The organism is Nocardioides sp. (assembly GCF_035503875.1).
Lineage (GTDB): Bacteria > Actinomycetota > Actinomycetes > Propionibacteriales > Nocardioidaceae > Nocardioides.
In genome coordinates, this window is the sequence record NZ_DATJTA010000018.1 from 1 (window position 1) to 16,997 (window position 16,997).

Sequence of the window (16,997 nt, forward strand, 5' to 3'; positions counted from 1 at the left end):
GGCCGACACCACCGGCGCCGTCGAGGCGATCGGCGAGATCGCCGAGATCATCACCTCGATCAACGACTACCAGAACACCATCGCCGCCGCCGTCGAGGAGCAGACCGCCACCACCAACGAGATGTCCCGCAACGTCGCCGAGGCATCCACCGGCTCCGGCGAGATCGCCGCCAACATCTCCGGGGTCTCCGCAGCCGCCGACTCCACCACCCAGGCGCTGACGCAGACCCAGGTCGCCGTCGACGAGCTGGCCCGGCTGGCCGGCTCCCTGCGCACCACCGTCGGGCAGTTCACGGCCTGAGCGCCGGAACAGGCACGGGGTCATCCGGCCCTACGAGAGGATGACCCCGTGTACTCGCTCGTCGGCTCCTCGACCGTCGGCTTCGACCTGACCCGCTCCCCCGGTGGCGAGCGCGTGGCCGTCGTCCTGCGGACCGGGCTGGCGCTCGGTCCGCCCGAGGTCGACCGGCTGGCCGCGGTGCATCCCGGCGACCGGATCCGCGAGGAGTGGCGCCGCGTCCGCGTCGCCGACGCCTCCGAGGACGGTCCCTGGCGGGCGAGCACCGCCCTCGGCCTCGCCGGAGCCGCGCTCGACGGAGCGGCCGGCGGGGACACCACCCTGCTGCGCCAGCTCGAGACCAGCCGGATCGGCGACGCCGACGCCGTCGACCGGCTGGTCCGCCGCGACCTCCTCGAGTGGACCTGGATCGGGGCCGGCGGCCTGCTCACCCAGGACCCGGTCGCCTCCCTGGCCGGCGACGTGCTCTCCGACGCCGCGGTCGCCGCGTACCTGGGCAGCGAGCTGCCCCCCGACGTACGGCGCGCCATGAGCCGCCCCTTCCTGCAGGCCGGGCTGCCGCTCGCCGACGACCCGGCCCGCACCGCCGTGCCCGCCGTCGACCCGGTGCTGGGCGACCTGCTCGGCGCCGACGAGGCCACCCGCCGCGCCTGGCGTACGGCGGTCGAGCGGCACCGCGCGCGGACGGCCGAGTGGGCGCCGGCGATGCACGACGCCACCTGGGCGCTGTCGCTGTCCGACCGGCTGCGCTCGAGCGCCGACGCGCAGCTCGCCGCCGCCGTGGCCTTCCGCCAGGCCGGCTTCACCGTCCAGGACGCGGCGTACGGCGTGTGGAACGCGCTCTCCGGCGTCGTGCAGGCGACGGCAGCCCTCGACCTGATCCCCTCCGAGACCGCGGACGTGCTGCTGCGCCCTTGGCGCGAGGTGGACTCCGCGGCCGGTTAGGGCATGTCTGCCTATTCGGCGCCGTCGCGAGCGGGTTTCCGCGCCGATCTGGCAAGGCGGAGCCGCGAAGGCGGGACGGAGTCCCGACGAGTCGGTGACAACGCCGCCTGATCGGATGCGGAGACCCGCGCAGCAGGCGTTCCGAATAGGCAGACATGCCCTAGGCCACCGTCCTAGTGCTCAAGTCCGGACGCGGCGCGCCGATGTGATCGACGCACCGACCACCGGTCGGTCCGGCTCCGGGATCGCATGGACCCGACTGACCCGAGTGGAGTGACACCTACGTGAGCAAGATCCGTGTTCTCGTGACCGACGACTCGGTGGTCATCCGCCGGCTCGTCAGCGGCGTGCTCAACGACGACCCGGCCATCGAGGTGGTCGGCACCGCCGTGAACGGCCGCGCCTCGCTGCAGAAGATCGAGCAGCTGCGCCCGGACCTGGTCACCATGGACGTCGAGATGCCCGAGGTCGACGGCATCGAGGGCGTACGCCGCATCCGCGCGGCGGGCCACCAGCTGCCGATCATCATGTTCAGCACGCTCACCGAGCGGGGCGCCTCCGCGACCCTGGACGCGCTCGCGGCCGGGGCCTCGGACTACGTCGCCAAGCCCGCCAACGTGGGCAGCGTGGGTCGCTCGATGGAGCAGGTCCGCGACGCCCTGATCCCCCGGATCAAGGCCCTGGTACCGACCCGCGGCCTGACGGCCGCTCCCACCCAGGCCGGGTCCGCGGCCCGTCCGGCGGCGGCCCCCGTGCCGATCTCGCTGCGTCCCGCCGCTCCCGTGCCGGTGGGCGGCTACAAGCTGCTGGTCGTCGGCAGCTCCACCGGTGGACCCGACGCCGTGCAGCGCCTGCTCGGCGCGCTGCCGCCGCTCCCCGTGCCGATCGCGCTGGTCCAGCACATGCCCCCGCTGTTCACCCGCCAGTTCGCGCAGCGTCTCGACCGCCAGACGGGCTTCGACGTGGTCGAGGCCGAGCACAACCAGGTGCTGAGACCGGGCATGGTGAGCATCGCGCCCGGCGACTTCCACATGGAGGTCGTCCGCGACGCCCGCGGCCTGGTCACCAAGCTCTCGCAAGGACCCGCCGAGAACTTCTGCCGGCCCGCCGTCGACGTCCTCTTCCGCAGCGCGGCGAGCGTCACGGGCTCGGCCACGCTCGCCGTCGTCCTGACCGGGATGGGCTCGGACGGCTGCAAGGGTGGGGCGCCCATCGTGGCGGCCGGCGGCAGCATCGTCGCCCAGGACCAGCCCAGCTCGGTGGTCTGGGGCATGCCCGGCGCGATCGCCGGAGCAGGGCTGGCGGAGGAGATCCTTCCGCTGGACAAGATCGCGGGTGCCATCACCCGCCGGCTGGTGCCGGCCGGGACCGCAGTGACGACGGGACGGAACTCATGAGCATCAGCGCGGCCTCCTTCACGTTCGTGTGCGACGTGGTCCGGGCGGAGAGCGCCATCGTGCTGAACGCCGGCAAGGAGTACCTCGTCGAGTCGCGGCTGGTCCCGCTGGCCAAGGCCGCCGGGTACGCCGACGTCGACGCGTACGTCGCCGACCTGCAGGTACGGCGCAACCCGGCCGCCCTGCGGGCCGTCGTCGAGGCGCTGACCACCAACGAGACCTCGTGGTTCCGCGACGCCGACCCGTTCAACACCCTGCGGACGACGGTCTTCCCGACGCTCGCGCGCAACCGGCCGAACCGGCAGCTGCGCGTGTGGTCCGCGGCCTGCTCGAGCGGGCAGGAGGCCTACAGCGTCTCGATGGTGGCCGCCGAGACCCCGGCGATCGCCGGCTTCCGCCTGGAGGTGATCGGCACCGACCTCTCCGAGGAGATGGTCCGCCGGGCCAGCACCGGCGAGTACTCCCAGCTCGAGGTCAACCGGGGCCTGCCCGCCACATCGCTGGTGCGGCACTTCGAGCGCGCCGGAGCGGGATGGCGCATCCACCCCTCGATCCGGGAGGGCGTCAGCTTCCGCACGGGCAACCTGACCCGGCCGTTCCCCCCGATGGGGCGCTTCGACATCGTCTTCCTGCGCAACGTGCTCATCTACTTCGACGTCCAGACCAAGCGCGACATCCTGCGCCGGGTCCGCGACGTGATGGCCCCGGACGGCTACCTGTTCCTGGGTGCCGCCGAGATGACCATGGGCGTCGACGACAACTGGGACCGGATCCCCTCCGGTCGGTCGTCGGTCTACCAGCCGCGCGCCGCGGCGACCGCGATGGCCCGCTGAGCACGCCGCGGCTCAGGGCGTACGCCGCCGCAGGGTCACCGCCCCGAGCGCCAGCCCGGCGGCCGCGACGACCAGCACCACGCCCAGGTCCCGCAGGACCTCGCCGACCGCCGCGGACCGGGTCAGGTGCGTCATGGCGTCGGTGGCGTAGCTCAGCGGCAGCAGGTCGCTGATCGCGCCGAGCACGCTCGGCAGGTCGCCCCGGGGCACGAACAGCCCGCAGAGCAGGATCTGCGGGATCACGACGGCCGGCATGAACTGCACCGCCTGGAACTCCGAGCCGGCGAACGCGCTCACGAGCAGCCCCAGCGCCGTACCGAGCAGGGCGTCGGCGACGGCGACGGCGGTGAGCAGCCAGACCGGTCCCTGGACCTCGAGACCGAGCAGGCCGACGCTGAGGGCCACGGCGAGGACGGACTGGACCGCGGCCACCACGCCGAACGCGAGCGCGTAGCCGCCGAGGAAGTCGAGCTTGCCCATCGGCATCGCGAGCAGGCGCTCGAGGGTGCCGCTGCTGCGCTCGCGCAGCGTCGTGACGCTGGTGACCAGGAACATCACCGTGAACGGGAAGATCGCCAGCAGCGCCGGACCGACCTGGTCGAAGGTGGTGGGGCCGGTCTCCTCGAACATCCACCACAACAGCGCGATGAGCAGGCACGGGAGCACGAGCAGCATGGCCATCGTGCGTCGGTCCCGGCGCAGCTGGGTGAGCACGCGGACCGCGACGGCGAGGGTGACCCGGGGGTTCATGCCGGGTCCACTAGGGCCAGGAAGGCCCCCTCGACGTCGTCCGCCCCGGCCCGCTCCTTGATCGCGGCCGGGCTGCCGTCGGCGATGATCCGGCCCTCGCGCATCAGCAGCAGCCGGTCGCAGCGCTCCGCCTCGTCCATCACGTGGCTCGAGACCAGCACCGCGGTGCCGTCCTCGGCCAGCCGGTAGAACAGTGCCCACAGCTCCCGGCGCAGGACCGGGTCGAGCCCGACCGTCGGCTCGTCGAGGACGAGCAGCGCCGGGGTGCGCAGCAGCGCCACCGCGAGGCTGACGCGCGAGCGCTGCCCGCCGGAGAGCCGCCCGACGACGTCGTCCCGGTGGCCGGCGAGATCGACCGCGGCGACCGCCCGCTCGACCTCGGCGGCTCCGACGCCGAGCACCCGGGCGAAGAAGCGGAGGTTCTCGGCGACGGTGAGGTCGTCGTACACGCTCGCGGCCTGGGTGACGTAGCCGACCCGGTCGCGCAGCTCGCGGCTGCCGGCGGGGCGGCCCAGCACGGTGACCTCGCCGCCGTGGGTGCGCTGCACCCCCACCAGCGAGCGGAGCAGCGTCGACTTGCCGCAGCCCGACGGGCCGAGCAGCCCGGTCACGCCCTCGCCGACGGACAGGTCGAGCCGGTCCAGCACGGGCCGTCCTCCGCGGAGGACGGACAGGCCGCGGACCTCGACGACCATCCGGCAGCCTCAGGCGGTGGTCACGGCGAAGTGCTCACGGGCGAAGGCCAGCGACTCGCGCAGGTCGGCGATCCGCTCCTCACGGGTGTTGCACCGCCGGGTGTTGATCTCCAGCACGATCTCGCCGGCGAACCCGGCGGCCGCGATGTGCCGGAGGAACGCCGCCGCGCCCATCGAGCCGCGGCCGGGGACCAGGTGCTCGTCCTTGGCCGAGCCGCTGCCGTCGGTGAGATGGACGTGCCGCAGCCGGGGACCGAGCCGGTCGGCCATCGCGATCACGTCGGACTGGGCGATCGCGGCGTGCGAGAGGTCGATGGTGGTGTTGGCGTAGGGCTCGGCCGAGGGGTCCCAGCCGGGCAGGTACATCTCCATGCCGCGCTTCTGCGAGGCCCGCCAGGGATACATGTTCTCGACCGCGAAGGCGATGCCGGTCGACGCCTCGAGTGCCGCGATGCCGTCGACGAAGCCGGCGGCGTACTCCTTCTGCCACCGGAACGGCGGGTGCACGACGACCACCTCCGCACCGACCTCGTGCGCCATCTCCGCCGAGCGCTCCAGCTTGCCCCACGGCTCGGTTCCCCAGACCCGCTGCGTGAAGAGCAGGCAGGGCGCGTGCACGGCCGACACGGGGATCTGGTGGTGCTCGGAGAGCTGTGCGATCGCGCTGGTCTGCTGGCTCAGCGAGTCGATGCCGACCATCACCTCCACCGCGTCGTACCCGAGGGAGGCGGCGTAGCCGAAGGCGTGGGCCGACGACTCGGGGTAGACCGAGGACGTCGACAGGCCGATCCGGACCGGGCTCACGGCGTGGCCAGGACCGACATCTGGTCGAGCCGCTCGAGGATGACGCCCTCGCGCAGCGCCCACGGGCAGATCTCCAGCTCGGTCAGGTCGAAGATGTCCATGCAGGCCTCCGCGACCAGCGCGCCCGGCAGGATCTGGTGGGCGCGGCTCGGGGAGACGCCGGGCAGCTCGCTCAGCTCGGCGAGCGTCATCGCCGCCAGCTTGGGGATCCACGCGCTCAGCTCGCGCAGCGGCAGCGTGCGCGGCACCAGGGCGCCGTCGGCCGAGGGCGCCGCCCCGCAGATGCGCGCCAGCGACCGGAAGGTCTTGGAGGTCGCGGCCGCCCGGTCTGGGACGCCGGCGCGCAGCAGGTTGCCCGCGTCGCGCGCGATCTGTGCCCGGATCTCCTTGCGGACCCCGCGGATCGTGTCGTCGTCGGGTGCCTCGTCGCCGAACCAGGCCCGGGCCAGCCGGCCCGCCCCGAGCGGCAGCGACCAGGCCACGTCGGGGGCCTCGTCCGGCCCGCCCGCGATCTCCAGCGAGCCACCGCCGATGTCGAAGACGGCCAGCCGGCCGGCGGACCAGCCGAACCAGCGTCGTACGGCGAGGAAGGTCAGCCGGGCCTCGTCCTCGCCCGACAGCACCCCGATGTCGACGCCGGTGCGCTCGCGCACGTGCTCGAGGACGGCCTCGGAGTTCGTCGCGTCCCGCACGGCCGAGGTCGCGAACGCGAGCATGTCCTCGCAGCCCTTGTCCTCCGCGACCAGCAGGGCGCCGGCGGTGAACTCCGTCAGCGCGTCGATGCCGACCTGGGTGACCGCGCCCGCGGCGTCGAGGTGCTCGGCGAGCCGCAGCGGCTCCTTGTGGGAGTACGCCGGCAGCGGGGCCGCGCCGCCGTGGGCATCGACCACGAGCAGGTGGCCGGTGTTGGACCCGATGTCGAGGACGCCCACGCGCATGTCTCCAACGTACCTGTCGCGGGCCGGGCCGTACGCTGGACGGGTGCCCGAGGTCGACCTGGTCTTCCCCCGCGCCTGGGTGGAGTTCGTGAACCCGGCCGACGAGACCGAGCTGATGCGCTGCGACCTGACATGGCTCACGTCGAGCTACACCTGCATCTTCGGCCAGGGCTGCCCCGGCATCTACGCCGACGCACCCGACGTCGGCTGCTGCACCCTGGGCGCGCACTTCGCCGACGACGAGGACGAGGAGCGGGTCGCCGGGTTCGTCGCCCAGCTCGACGAGGGGCTGTGGCAGCACAAGCCCGCCGGCGAGGTCCGGCGGGAGGACTGGGTGGAGCTCGACGACGACGGCGAGCGCAAGACGCTCACCATCGAGGTCGACGGCCAGCAGGCGTGCATCTTCCACAACCGCACCGACTTCGCCGCGGGAGCCGGGTGCGCCCTGCACGCTCTGGCCTTCACGCTGGGGAGGAACCCCCTCGAGACCAAGCCGGACGTCTGCTGGCAGCTGCCGCTCCGGCGTACCTTCCGCGAGGTCGAGCGGCCCGACGGGTCGTCGTACACCGAGGTCTCGATCGGCGAGTACGACCGGCGCGGCTGGGGTCCGGGCGGGCACGACCTGGACTGGTACTGCACCGGCAACACCGAGGCCCACGTCGCGGTCGAGCCGCTCTACCTCACCTCGGCGCCCGAGCTGGTCGCGCTGATGGGCCGGGCGGCGTACGACGAGCTGGCCCGGCACTGCGAGGCGCACCTGCGCTCCCGCTCGGCCCTGGCGCTGCACCCGGCCGACCCGCACTGACGCCTTTTCTCTCTCGACGTCAAGAGATCCTGACCCCGCTGTCCGGGGCCGCGACGGGCTCGCCCACAATCCTGGTATGCGCCTGGACCACCTTTCTTACGCAGCCGGACCGGATGGCCTCGCGAGCACCGCCGAGCGCATCGGGGCACTGCTCGGCCGGTCCTTCGTCGACGGCGGGGTGCACCCCCGCTTCGGCACCCGGAACATGACGCTGGCCCTCGCGGGCGGCACGTACCTCGAGATCGTCGAGGTGCTCGACCACCCGGCGTCCGACAAGGCCCCCTTCGGCCAGGCCGTCCGCGCCCGCTCGGCGCTCGGCGGCGGCTGGCTCGGCTGGGTCGTCTCGGTCCCCGACATCACCACGGTGGAGTCGCGGCTCGGCCGCGAGGCCGTGCAGGGCAACCGGCACGTCCCCGACGGCACCGACCTGCGCTGGAAGCAGATCGGCGTCCACGGCCTGATCGCCGACCCGCAGCTGCCGTTCTTCATCGAGTGGCAGAGCCCGGTCGAGCAGCGGCCCAGCGCCGGCGCGGACGGCGCCTACGCCCTGGCCTGCCTGGAGATCGCCGGCGACCCGCAGCGGGTCAGCGAGTGGCTCGGCGAGACCGTCGAGGCGCCGCTGGAGGACGTCAAGGTCGAGTGGGTCGCCCCGCACGGCACGCCCGGCGTGATCGCCGCGCAGGTGCAGACGCCCAACGGGCTCGTGCGGATCTGAACGTCTCTCCCGGGGCCCGACCCAGCCCCAACATCTGGCACCACACCGCGACGTACGAGATCGAGAACCGCGCGGTCGACCCGGACGGCCTGATCGAGGCCGCGATGGCCGCTCAGGCGCCCTGGGCGGGCCGCGCCGTCCTCGACGTCGGCTGCGGCACCGGCTTCCACCTGCCCCGCTTCGCCGAGACCGCCGCCTCGGTGACGGGCGTCGAGCCGCACCCGGACCTGGTCGCCATCGCGCGCCGCCGGACCAAGCGGCTGCGCCACGTGCAGGTGGTGCAGGGAAGCGCCCAGTCCCTGCCGGTCCCCGACGCCTCGGTCGACGTCGTGCACGCCCGCTGGGCCTACTTCTTCGGCCCCGGCTGCGAGCCCGGGCTGGCCGAGCTGGACCGCGTCGTACGACGGGGCGGCACGGCGTTCGTGATCGACAACGACCCCACCCGCTCGACGTTCGGCGGCTGGTTCCGTCGCGCGTTCCCCGAGGTCGACCCCGACGAGGTCCAGCGCTTCTGGTCGACGCGGGGCTGGCGGCGTACCCCGGTCGACATGCGGTGGTCGTTCTCCTCCCGCGCCGACCTGGAGGCGGTGGTCCGGATCGAGCTCACCCCCGACGTGGCCGAGGAGGCGCTCGCCGGGCACGCGGGCACCGAGGTCGACTACGCCGTCAACGTCTGGTCGCGCGACTTCTAGCTCGGCACCGGGGGCGGACCGCTCCTCCGCAGCTCGGAGAGCTCGCGCAGCACGTCGAGCAGGTGGTCCTTGACCGGCGAGGAGCGCTCGGCCAGGTGCACGGCGTGCAGCTCCTGGTGTAGCGCGGGGTCGAAGCTGCGCACCACGACGTCGGACCCGGTGAGCCGCAGGCTCTCCGCGCTGTGCCAGATGCACGACGCGAGCCCGCGCCGGACGCTCTCGAGCCACACGCTCCGCTCGTCGCTCTCGACGGAGACGGTCGGGGTCACGCCCACGGCCTCGAAGAACCGGTCTAGGTCCGCGCGCCGGTCGGTGCCCGCGGTCGGCAGCACGAGGGGTACGTCGCCGAGCCGGTCGACCGAGATCGGGTCGGGCAGGTCGAGGCCGGCGGGAGAGACGAGCGTGACCTCGGCGGGGCCGAGCGGCACCACGGCGAGCTCGGACTCGACCGGATGATCGCAGAGCCCGATGTCGGCGCGCCCCTCCGCCACCAGGTCGTGCACCTCGCGGCTCGCGCCGCACCCGAGCAGCCGGGTCGGGGCAGAGGCGCCCTGGTCGCGCAGCGCGGCCAGGATCGGCAGCGCCAGCGACGCCTGCAGGGTCGGGGACGCCGCGATCACCAGGAGGACGTCCCGCTCACCGGTACCGGGGTGCTCCCCCAGGCCGCGCAGCGCGTCCACGCCGTGCAGCACCCGCCGCGCCCGGGCGACGAACGCCTCCCCCTGGGCGGTCAGCGCGACGCCCCGTCCGGCGCGCTGGAACAGGGTGATCCGCAGCTCCCGCTCCAGCCGCCGTACGGCGCGGCTCAGCGCGGGCTGGGCGACGTACAGCGCGGCCGCCGCGGCGGTCATGCTGCCCCGCTCCGCGGTCTCGACCACGTAGCGCAGCTGCTGGATGTTCACCGCGCCTCCCCCACCTGTCGAGCCCCGAGCCACACCCATCGGGTCTTGGACCCGCCGATGGCTCCGAGCCGAATGTAGGCGCGATCCGACCCCTGCGACGAGGAGAACCATGCGACCCATCCACCGGACGGCCCTGGCGACGGCCGTCGCGCTGACCGTCTCCCTGACCACCGTGCTCACCGGCGTCCTGGGCGCCGCACCGGGAACGGCCACGGCCGCCGCGCCGTCGGCCTCGATCGTCGGGCTGAAGGTGCTCCTCACCAACGACGACAGCGCCCGCGCCGCGGACTCGTCGTACGGCACCGACGGCAAGGGGCTCTACGAGCTGCGCAAGGCCCTGTGCGCGGCCGGGGCCGACGTGCTCGTGGTCGCCCCCTGGCGCCAGCAGAGCGGCGTCGGCGGCAAGATGACGGTGCCCGGGTTCGCCCCGGTGCCGCTGACCGTGCAGGCGGTGAGCCCGCCCGCGGCGTACGCCGGGGACTGCGCCGGCGCCGGTGCTGCCGGGGCGGTGTTCGGCGTCTGCCAGGCCGCCGACGCCTGCACGTCCGAGACGCCCTCGGCGTCGCCGTCGGACGCGGTGTACGTCGCCCTCGGTCGCTTCGCCGCCACGCACTGGGTCGGCGGCCCGGACGTCGTGCTCTCGGGCGTGAACTTCGGGCAGAACGTCGGCACCACCGCGAACCACTCCGGCACCGTCGGCGCCGTCGTCACCGCGCACGAGCACGCGGTCCCCGCGATCGCGTTCAGTGCGGAGGTGCCCCACGACCTGGCCCAGATCCCGAACGTGCCCTTCGCGCAGACCGCGGCGTACGCCGTCGAGCTGCTCGGGGACCTGGTCGCCGCGGACGACCTGGACGGCGACCTGCTGCTCAACGTCAACCACCCGTTCGTCGAGGCAGGCGCGACGCTCGGCGCGCCGGTCAGGACCGTCCTGGGCGCCTCGAACGACATCGGGCTGACCTACACCGGCGACGTCCCGAGCACGGGCGGCACCTACCAGGTCACCGCCGGCACCCCGGCCGCCGAGACCCGCCAGGGCGCCGACACGACCGCGCTCGCGGGCAACCGCATCTCGATCACGCCCCTGGACGGTGACTGGACCCTGCCGCCGGCGGCGCCGGTCGACCCGGCGCCGACCGTGACCGCGACCTCGGTCCGGGCCACCGCCACGCCGAAGCGGGACCGGAAGCGGCCCTACGCCACTGTCGTCTCGGGTCGGCTCGACGGCGCGGCCGCCGCGTGCCGCGGGTCGGTGAGCGTCACCGCCCACGGCACGGTGCGCGTCGACGGCACCCGGCGCAAGGTCGCGGTACGCGGCGCGCGCACCCTCGCCCTGCGCAGCGTCGACGGCGCCTGCCGGTTCACCGGCTCGCTCCGGATCAAGCCGGTCCGGGCCGCGCTCGCCCGCCGTGCGCTCAGCGGCACGGTGACGGTGCAGGTGCGCTTCGCCGGCACCGACGCGCTGGCCCCGTCCCGGGGCACGCTTCGGGTGCGGCTGGGCTGACGCCCGTCAGGACGTCCCCCGCACCGCCAGTGTCGGCGTGAGGAGCACGCCGCGGTGGGCGGTCGGGGGATGTCCGAGCAGCTTCTCGAGGGCCGTGACGACCTCGGCGGCGACGTCCTCCAGCGGCTGGCGCACCGAGGTGAGGCCCGGCGGGACCACCTGCGCGACCTGGGAGTCGTCGAAGCCGACCACGGCGATGTCGCGGCCGGCGGCCAGGCCCCGCTCGGCGAGGGTGTTCAGCACCCCCATGGCCAGGGTGTCGCTGGCGCAGACGAACGCCGTCGGGTTGGCCTCGTCGAGCAGCACCGCGCTCGCCTCCCGGCCCGAGGCGACGGTGTCCTCGACGCGGGAGGCCAGGCCCGTCGTCGGCAGGCCGCGCGAGCGCATGGCGCGGCTCCAGCCCGAGCGCCGGTCCTCCCCGATGTAGGAGTCCTTGCGCCAGCCGATCCAGGCGACCCGCTGGTGGCCCTTGTCGAGCAGGTGGGAGGTCGCCAGGTCGCAGCCCGCGGCGCCGTCGACGTCGACCCACGGGTGCGCGGCGTCCGGGTCGGCCCAGGGCCGGCCGAAGGCCACGAACGGCGCCCGCCGCGACCCCAGCCAGGTCGCCTGCGGGTTGCCGAGGTAGGTGTCGGTGACGACGAACGCGTCCACGGCCGTGGACCGCAGCAGGTCGTCGTACCCCGCGAGCGGGTCGCCGGGCTCGCCCGAGAAGAGCAGCACGTGGTAGCCGGCCTCGCGGGAGCTGTCGACCAGGGAGTGCACGAAGCGGTCCATCGTGGCGTTCGCCGTACCCTCCTGGACCGCGGTGATCCGCAGGCCGATCAGGTGGGAGGCACGGGTGCGCAGGTTGCGGGCGGCCCGGTTCGGCAGGTAGCCGAGCGAGGTGATCGCCTCCTGCACCCGCTGCAGGGTGTCGCTGCGCAGCAGGTCGGGGTTGTTGACGGCGTTGGAGACGGTCTGCCGGGAGACCCCGGCGAGCTCGGCGACGTCGGCGAGGGTCGGCGGTGCCGACGGGACCCGACCAGGGATCCTGCCCATCCGACCTTCACTCCCTCTGCGGACTGCGTCTTGATCGTTCCAAGCCAGCATATCGACGCACCGGGGCGCCTGTACGGCGACCGCGGAGGTCCGGCCGGAGCGTCGCGGCGGCCGGACCGGCGGTTGTCGGCGCCGTCCCCTACCGTCGGGGGCATGCCGAAGCCCGCACCCAAACAGCGCCCCGCCTACCGCTGCGCCGAGTGCGGCTGGGAGACCGGCAAGTGGGTCGGCCGCTGCGGGGAGTGCCAGGCATGGGGCTCGGTGGCCGAGGCCGCGGCGCCCACGATGCGCACCGCCGCGGCGCCGGTGACGACCCGGGCCGTCCCGATCGGCCAGGTCTCGGTGACCGAGTCGGCGTTCCGCTCCAGCGGGGTGCCGGAGCTCGACCGGGTGCTCGGCGGCGGCCTGGTCCCGGGGGCGGCGATCCTGCTCGCGGGCGAGCCCGGCGTCGGCAAGAGCACCCTCCTCCTCGAGGTCGCGGCGCAGACCGCCCGCCACCAGCACCGCACGCTCTACGTCACCGGCGAGGAGTCCGCGTCCCAGGTGCGGCTGCGTGCCGACCGCACCCGCGGGGTCCACGACGAGCTCTACCTCGCCGCCGAGACCGATCTCGGCGCCGTGCTCACCCACATCGAGGAGGTCCGGCCGAGCCTGCTGGTCGTCGACTCCGTGCAGACCATCGGCGCCTCCGGCATCGAGGGCGTCCCCGGCGGGGTCACCCAGGTCAAGGAGGTCGCCGCCGCGCTGATCCGGGTCGCCAAAACCCGCAACATCACCACCGTGATGGTTGGCCACGTCACCAAGGACGGCTCGATCGCCGGCCCGCGCGTGCTGGAGCACCTCGTCGACGTCGTGCTGCACTTCGAGGGCGACCGCAACTCCCGCTTCCGGATGGTCCGGGCGATGAAGAACCGCTTCGGCCCGATCGACGAGGTGGGCTGCTTCGACCTCTCCAGCGAAGGCATCAGCGCGGTCACCGATCCCACGGGGCTGTTCGTCGAGAACCACCACACCCAGGTGCCCGGCACCTGCGTGGCCGTGACCATGGAGGGCCGCCGGCCGCTGCTGGCCGAGGTGCAGGCCCTGGTCACCCAGTCGCCGCTGGAGCGCCCCCGACGTACCACCTCGGGCCTCGACGGCGCACGGATGGCGATGGTGCTGGCCGTGCTGCAGCAACACTGCGGCCTGCGGCTGCACAGCCAGGACGTGTTCGCCTCCACGGTCGGGGGCGCCAAGCTCACCGAGCCCGCTGTCGACCTGGCCGTCGCCGTGGCCCTCGCCTCCGCGAGCCAGGGCGCGATCCCGCCCCGGGGCGTCGTGGCGATGGGCGAGATCGGGCTCGCGGGTGAGCTGCGCCGGGTCCGCGACCTCCCGCAGCGGCTCGCCGAGGCGGCGCGACTGGGCTTCCAGGTCGCGGTCGTCCCCGCCCAGCCGGGCAGCCGCTCCCCCTCGTGGGCCGCCCAGCGCCACGAACCGCGCACCGTCGACGGCATGCGGGTGATCGAGGTTCCCGACGTCGACACCGCCCTGCGTCTGCTCAAGGTGACGGACGGACGGCAGACGCCCTTGCGGGAGGTCGCCGACGGTTAGGGTGTGCGCTAGCGGCAAGGTGCTGCCGCAGGGTGACGAAGGGACCTGGCTTGCCCACCGACCGCACGGACGAGGTGCTCCGCCTCCGGGCCACGCTTGCCTTGATCGCCCCCGGGACCGCGATGCGCGACGGACTGGAGCGCATCCTGCGCGGGCGCACCGGCGCCCTGGTGGTGCTCGGCAACGACAAGACCGTCGAGTCGATCTCGACCGGAGGCTTCGTGCTGGACGTGCCGTTCACCGCGACCGGCCTGCGCGAGCTCGCCAAGATGGACGGCGGCATCATCGTCGACAAGGACCTGACCCGGATCATCCGGGCGGCCGTCCACCTGATGCCCGACCACACCATCCCCTCGGAGGAGACCGGCACCCGCCACCGCACGGCCGACCGGGTCGCCCGCCAGACCGGCTTCCCCGTCATCTCGGTCTCCCAGTCGATGCAGATCATCGCGGCGTACGTCGGCGAGACCCGCCACGTCCTCGAGGACTCCGGGCAGATCCTGTCCCGCGCGAACCAGGCCCTGGCGACCCTGGAGCGCTACAAGCTCCGGCTCGACGAGGTCTCCAGCACCCTCTCCGCCCTGGAGATCGAGGACCTGGTGACGGTGCGCGACGTCGCCGTCGTCGCCCAGCGCCTCGAGATGGTCACCCGGATCGCCCGCGAGATCGAGGACTACGTGCTCGAGCTCGGCACCGACGGCCGGCTGCTGTCCCTGCAGCTGGAGGAGCTCGTCACCGGCGTCGACGCCGAGCGCGAGCTGGTCATCCGCGACTACCTCCCCTCGGGACGGCGTACCCGCAGCCCCGAGGAGCTGCTGACCAAGCTGGAGGCGCTGTCCGCCACCGAACTGGTCGACCCCGCCTCCGCCGCGCGGGTGCTGGGCCTCGGCAACGGCGAACACCTCGACGGCGCCGTGGCGCCCCGCGGCTACCGGCTGCTGGCCAAGGTGCCGCGGCTGCCCGGCTCGGTCGTCGACCGCCTCGTCGACCACTTCGGCACCCTGCAGAAGCTGCTCTCGGCCGGCATCGACGACCTGCAGGCCGTCGAGGGCGTCGGCGAGCTGCGCGCCCGCAGCGTCCGCGAGGGTCTCTCCCGGCTCGCCGAGTCGACCATTCTGGAACGCTACGTGTAACCGGGGCGCTTGCGTCCCTGTTACTCGTAGCGTTGATGGTGGTCGAGCGAGCCGCGCGACCGAGGCACGAGGTCGCGACCGGCGTGTCGAGACCAGGTACGTGTAACCGGGGCGCTGAGCCCGACTAGCCCAGGTCGGGCTCGACCGCTCCGCTGGGCTCCCCGGACGAGGCGGGCTCCTCGGTGGGGGCGGTGTCGTCCCGCTTGTTCTTCCGGGTCTTCTTGCCCTTCTTGCCCGTGTCCTGCTTCGGCTCCGCGGTCTGGGTGACGACGGCGGGCTGGGGGGCGAGCAGCTCGAACTGCACCTCGGACGGCTCACCGGCGAGCGCGGCCGCCGAGACGTGGTACCAGCCCGGGAGCGCCCAGGCCGTGACCTTCGAGCAGTCCTCGTCGGAGCGCTTGGCGTTCCAGGCGACGCTGAGAGTCGTGGAGACGGCCCGCCGGACGGTCACCTCCTGCCGGGGCAGGACCCGGGGGCACTCGCGGCTGCTCCAGATGTCGTCCTTGCCGGAGGTAATCTTCAGCGTCAGCGACCGCGGGTTGACCTTCCACGTGCACGCCTCGGCGGAGATCGTGCGCAACTGCAGGTCGATCGTGGCGCCGTGGCGTGGGCCGGCGATCGCCGTCCTCACCTCGGGAGTCACGGCGATGTCCCCGTCGGCGCACGGGCCGTCGGGGGTGGCCAGGACAGGCTCGGTCGGCGTGGGCGTCGGCGTGGGGGTGGCCGCCGGTGCGCTCGGACCGACCGGAGTCGCCCGACCGGTCGAGCGGGTCTCGGTCGGGCTGTTCGTCGCGGAGGCGGGCGCGTCCGCCAGGCTGGCCGTGTCGCCACCGGAGGAGCCGTCGCTGCCGGCCCCGAGCAGACGGGCGACACCGAGCACCAGCAGCATCGCGACAGCCAGCACGGCGAGGCGCCGGCGCCAGTAGACCCTCGCCGGGAGCGGCCCACGGGTCATCGGCGGGCGGTTCCGGGCAGTCATGGGGTCAACGCTATCCAGCGCGCCACCGCTCGTCGGGCTGCCACACCGACCGTCGGCGGGACGGGTCAGAATGGTCGCGATGAGCGACCTCCACGACCCCCTGCTCGAGTGGTACGACGTCCACGCGCGCGAGCTCCCCTGGCGGGGTCCCCAGGCGTCCCCGTGGTCGGTGATGGTCTCGGAGTTCATGCTCCAGCAGACGCCGGTCAACCGGGTGCTGCCCGTGCACGAGGCGTGGCTCGAGCGATGGCCCCGGCCCGCCGACCTCGCCGCGGAGCCGGTTGGCGAGGCGGTCCGGGCGTGGGGCCGGCTCGGCTACCCGCGTCGCGCGCTGCGGCTGCACGCGGCGGCCACCGCGATCGTCGCCGAGCACGGCGGCGAGGTGCCGTCGTCGTACGACGACCTCCTGGCGCTGCCCGGCATCGGCGACTACACCGCCGCCGCGATCGCCACCTTCGGCTTCGGCAGGCGGCACGTCGTCCTCGACACCAACGTCCGCCGGGTCCTGGCCCGGGTCGTGCGGGGCTCCGAGCTGCCCGCACCGAGCGTCACCAGAGCGGAGCGTGAGGTGGCCGCCGAGCTGCTGCCCCTCGACGAGCCGACCGCGGCCACCTGGTCGATCGCGTTGATGGAGCTCGGCGCGCTGGTCTGCACGGCCGCCAAGCCCCGCTGCTCGGCCTGCCCGGTGGCCGATGGCTGCACCTGGAGGGCTGCCGGCTTCCCGGCGTACGACGGGCCGCCGCGGAAGGTGCAGTCGTGGGCCGGGACCGACCGGCAGTGCCGGGGCCGGCTGCTGGCGGTGCTGCGCGACGACGACGGGCCCGTGCACCGCAGCCGGCTCGACGCCGTCTGGAGCGAGGAGGCCCAGCGGGTCCGCTGCCTGGCCGGCCTCGTCGAGGACGGCCTGGTCGTCGCCGCCGGGCCGGACACCTACGCCCTGCCCTGAAATGCCGAGTCGGCGTGGGCCCCCCCCGGGGCG

At 73.9% G+C, this 16,997-nt stretch carries 17 protein-coding genes and 1 pseudogene; 11 read left to right on the forward strand and 7 right to left on the reverse strand.

The genetic code is table 11. The features are described from left to right. From VMF51_RS04700 to VMF51_RS04715, 4 genes and pseudogenes are all read left to right on the forward strand, one after another. Positions 1–301, forward strand: a pseudogene (locus VMF51_RS04700) (methyl-accepting chemotaxis protein); the annotation flags it as partial. 48 nt (positions 302–349) lie between these two features. Beyond that, positions 350–1,243, forward strand: coding sequence for a hypothetical protein (locus VMF51_RS04705; RefSeq protein WP_325473245.1), 894 nt, complete (start codon positions 350–352; stop codon positions 1,241–1,243). A gap of 284 nt (positions 1,244–1,527) precedes the next feature. Further along, a complete protein-coding gene (locus tag VMF51_RS04710; RefSeq protein WP_325473246.1) occupies positions 1,528–2,640 on the forward strand; it encodes a chemotaxis response regulator protein-glutamate methylesterase in 1,113 nt (370 codons plus the stop codon). After that, positions 2,637–3,473, forward strand: coding sequence for a protein-glutamate O-methyltransferase CheR (locus VMF51_RS04715; RefSeq protein WP_325473247.1), 837 nt, complete (start codon positions 2,637–2,639; stop codon positions 3,471–3,473). Before VMF51_RS04710 ends, VMF51_RS04715 begins: the two co-directional genes overlap by 4 nt. Positions 3,474–3,485: 12 nt before the next feature. Here VMF51_RS04715 and VMF51_RS04720 read toward each other — a convergent pair whose 3' ends face one another. From VMF51_RS04720 to VMF51_RS04735, 4 genes are read right to left on the reverse strand one after another with little or no spacing between them, the layout of a single operon-like run. Further along, the gene (locus VMF51_RS04720) at positions 3,486–4,223 is read right to left on the reverse strand and encodes an ABC transporter permease (protein ID WP_325473248.1); all 738 of its coding nucleotides are present in this window, start codon (positions 4,221–4,223) and stop codon (positions 3,486–3,488) included. Beyond that, positions 4,220–4,918, reverse strand: coding sequence for an ABC transporter ATP-binding protein (locus VMF51_RS04725; protein ID WP_325473249.1), 699 nt, complete (start codon positions 4,916–4,918; stop codon positions 4,220–4,222). Before VMF51_RS04725 ends, VMF51_RS04720 begins: the two co-directional genes overlap by 4 nt. 9 nt (positions 4,919–4,927) lie before the next feature. Continuing rightward, on the reverse strand, positions 4,928–5,722 hold the full coding sequence (locus VMF51_RS04730; RefSeq protein WP_325473250.1) for a sugar phosphate isomerase/epimerase: 795 nt from the start codon (positions 5,720–5,722) through the stop codon (positions 4,928–4,930). Continuing rightward, entirely contained in the window at positions 5,719–6,660 is a 942-nt protein-coding gene (locus VMF51_RS04735) for a Ppx/GppA phosphatase family protein (RefSeq protein ID WP_325473251.1), read from the reverse strand. The genes VMF51_RS04730 and VMF51_RS04735 overlap by 4 nt, the downstream gene beginning before the upstream one ends. Before the next feature lie 43 nt (positions 6,661–6,703). Between VMF51_RS04735 and VMF51_RS04740 the strand changes: the two genes are divergently transcribed. From VMF51_RS04740 to VMF51_RS04750, 3 genes are all read left to right on the forward strand, one after another. Continuing rightward, the gene (locus VMF51_RS04740) at positions 6,704–7,465 is read left to right on the forward strand and encodes a hypothetical protein (RefSeq protein ID WP_325473252.1); all 762 of its coding nucleotides are present in this window, start codon (positions 6,704–6,706) and stop codon (positions 7,463–7,465) included. Positions 7,466–7,541: 76 nt separating this feature from the next. Next, entirely contained in the window at positions 7,542–8,180 is a 639-nt protein-coding gene (locus VMF51_RS04745; protein WP_325473253.1) for a VOC family protein, read from the forward strand. Positions 8,181–8,284: 104 nt separating this feature from the next. Further along, positions 8,285–8,872, forward strand: a complete 588-nt coding sequence (locus tag VMF51_RS04750; protein WP_325473254.1) for a class I SAM-dependent methyltransferase — start codon at positions 8,285–8,287, stop codon at positions 8,870–8,872. On the opposite strand, the gene VMF51_RS04755 is transcribed toward VMF51_RS04750, so the two are convergent. After that, positions 8,869–9,774, reverse strand: coding sequence for a LysR family transcriptional regulator (locus VMF51_RS04755; RefSeq protein WP_325473255.1), 906 nt, complete (start codon positions 9,772–9,774; stop codon positions 8,869–8,871). The two genes, VMF51_RS04750 and VMF51_RS04755, sit on opposite strands and share 4 nt — an antisense overlap. Before the next feature lie 109 nt (positions 9,775–9,883). On the opposite strand from VMF51_RS04755, the gene surE reads away from it, so the two are divergent. Beyond that, on the forward strand, positions 9,884–11,278 hold the full coding sequence (gene surE / locus VMF51_RS04760) for a 5'/3'-nucleotidase SurE (RefSeq protein ID WP_325473256.1): 1,395 nt from the start codon (positions 9,884–9,886) through the stop codon (positions 11,276–11,278). Between the two features lie 6 nt (positions 11,279–11,284). Here surE and VMF51_RS04765 read toward each other — a convergent pair whose 3' ends face one another. Beyond that, positions 11,285–12,316 carry a LacI family DNA-binding transcriptional regulator gene (locus tag VMF51_RS04765; protein ID WP_325473257.1) on the reverse strand — a complete coding sequence of 344 codons (1,032 nt, stop codon included), beginning with the start codon at positions 12,314–12,316 and terminating at the stop codon, positions 11,285–11,287. A gap of 153 nt (positions 12,317–12,469) precedes the next feature. On the opposite strand from VMF51_RS04765, the gene radA reads away from it, so the two are divergent. Further along, positions 12,470–13,906 (forward strand): DNA repair protein RadA, encoded by a 1,437-nt coding sequence (radA, locus tag VMF51_RS04770; RefSeq protein WP_325473258.1) that lies wholly within the window; start codon positions 12,470–12,472, stop codon positions 13,904–13,906. A gap of 50 nt (positions 13,907–13,956) precedes the next feature. Then, entirely contained in the window at positions 13,957–15,039 is a 1,083-nt protein-coding gene (gene disA, locus VMF51_RS04775) for a DNA integrity scanning diadenylate cyclase DisA (protein ID WP_325473259.1), read from the forward strand. Between the two features lie 124 nt (positions 15,040–15,163). Here the strand turns inward: disA and VMF51_RS04780 are convergent, their stop codons facing one another. After that, complete coding sequence (locus tag VMF51_RS04780; RefSeq protein ID WP_325473260.1) at positions 15,164–16,018, reverse strand: hypothetical protein; 855 nt, start codon at positions 16,016–16,018, stop codon at positions 15,164–15,166. A 79-nt stretch (positions 16,019–16,097) separates the two neighbouring features. Between VMF51_RS04780 and VMF51_RS04785 the strand changes: the two genes are divergently transcribed. Next, positions 16,098–16,964, forward strand: coding sequence for an A/G-specific adenine glycosylase (locus VMF51_RS04785; RefSeq protein ID WP_325473261.1), 867 nt, complete (start codon positions 16,098–16,100; stop codon positions 16,962–16,964). The last annotated feature ends 33 nt before the right edge of the window (positions 16,965–16,997 follow it).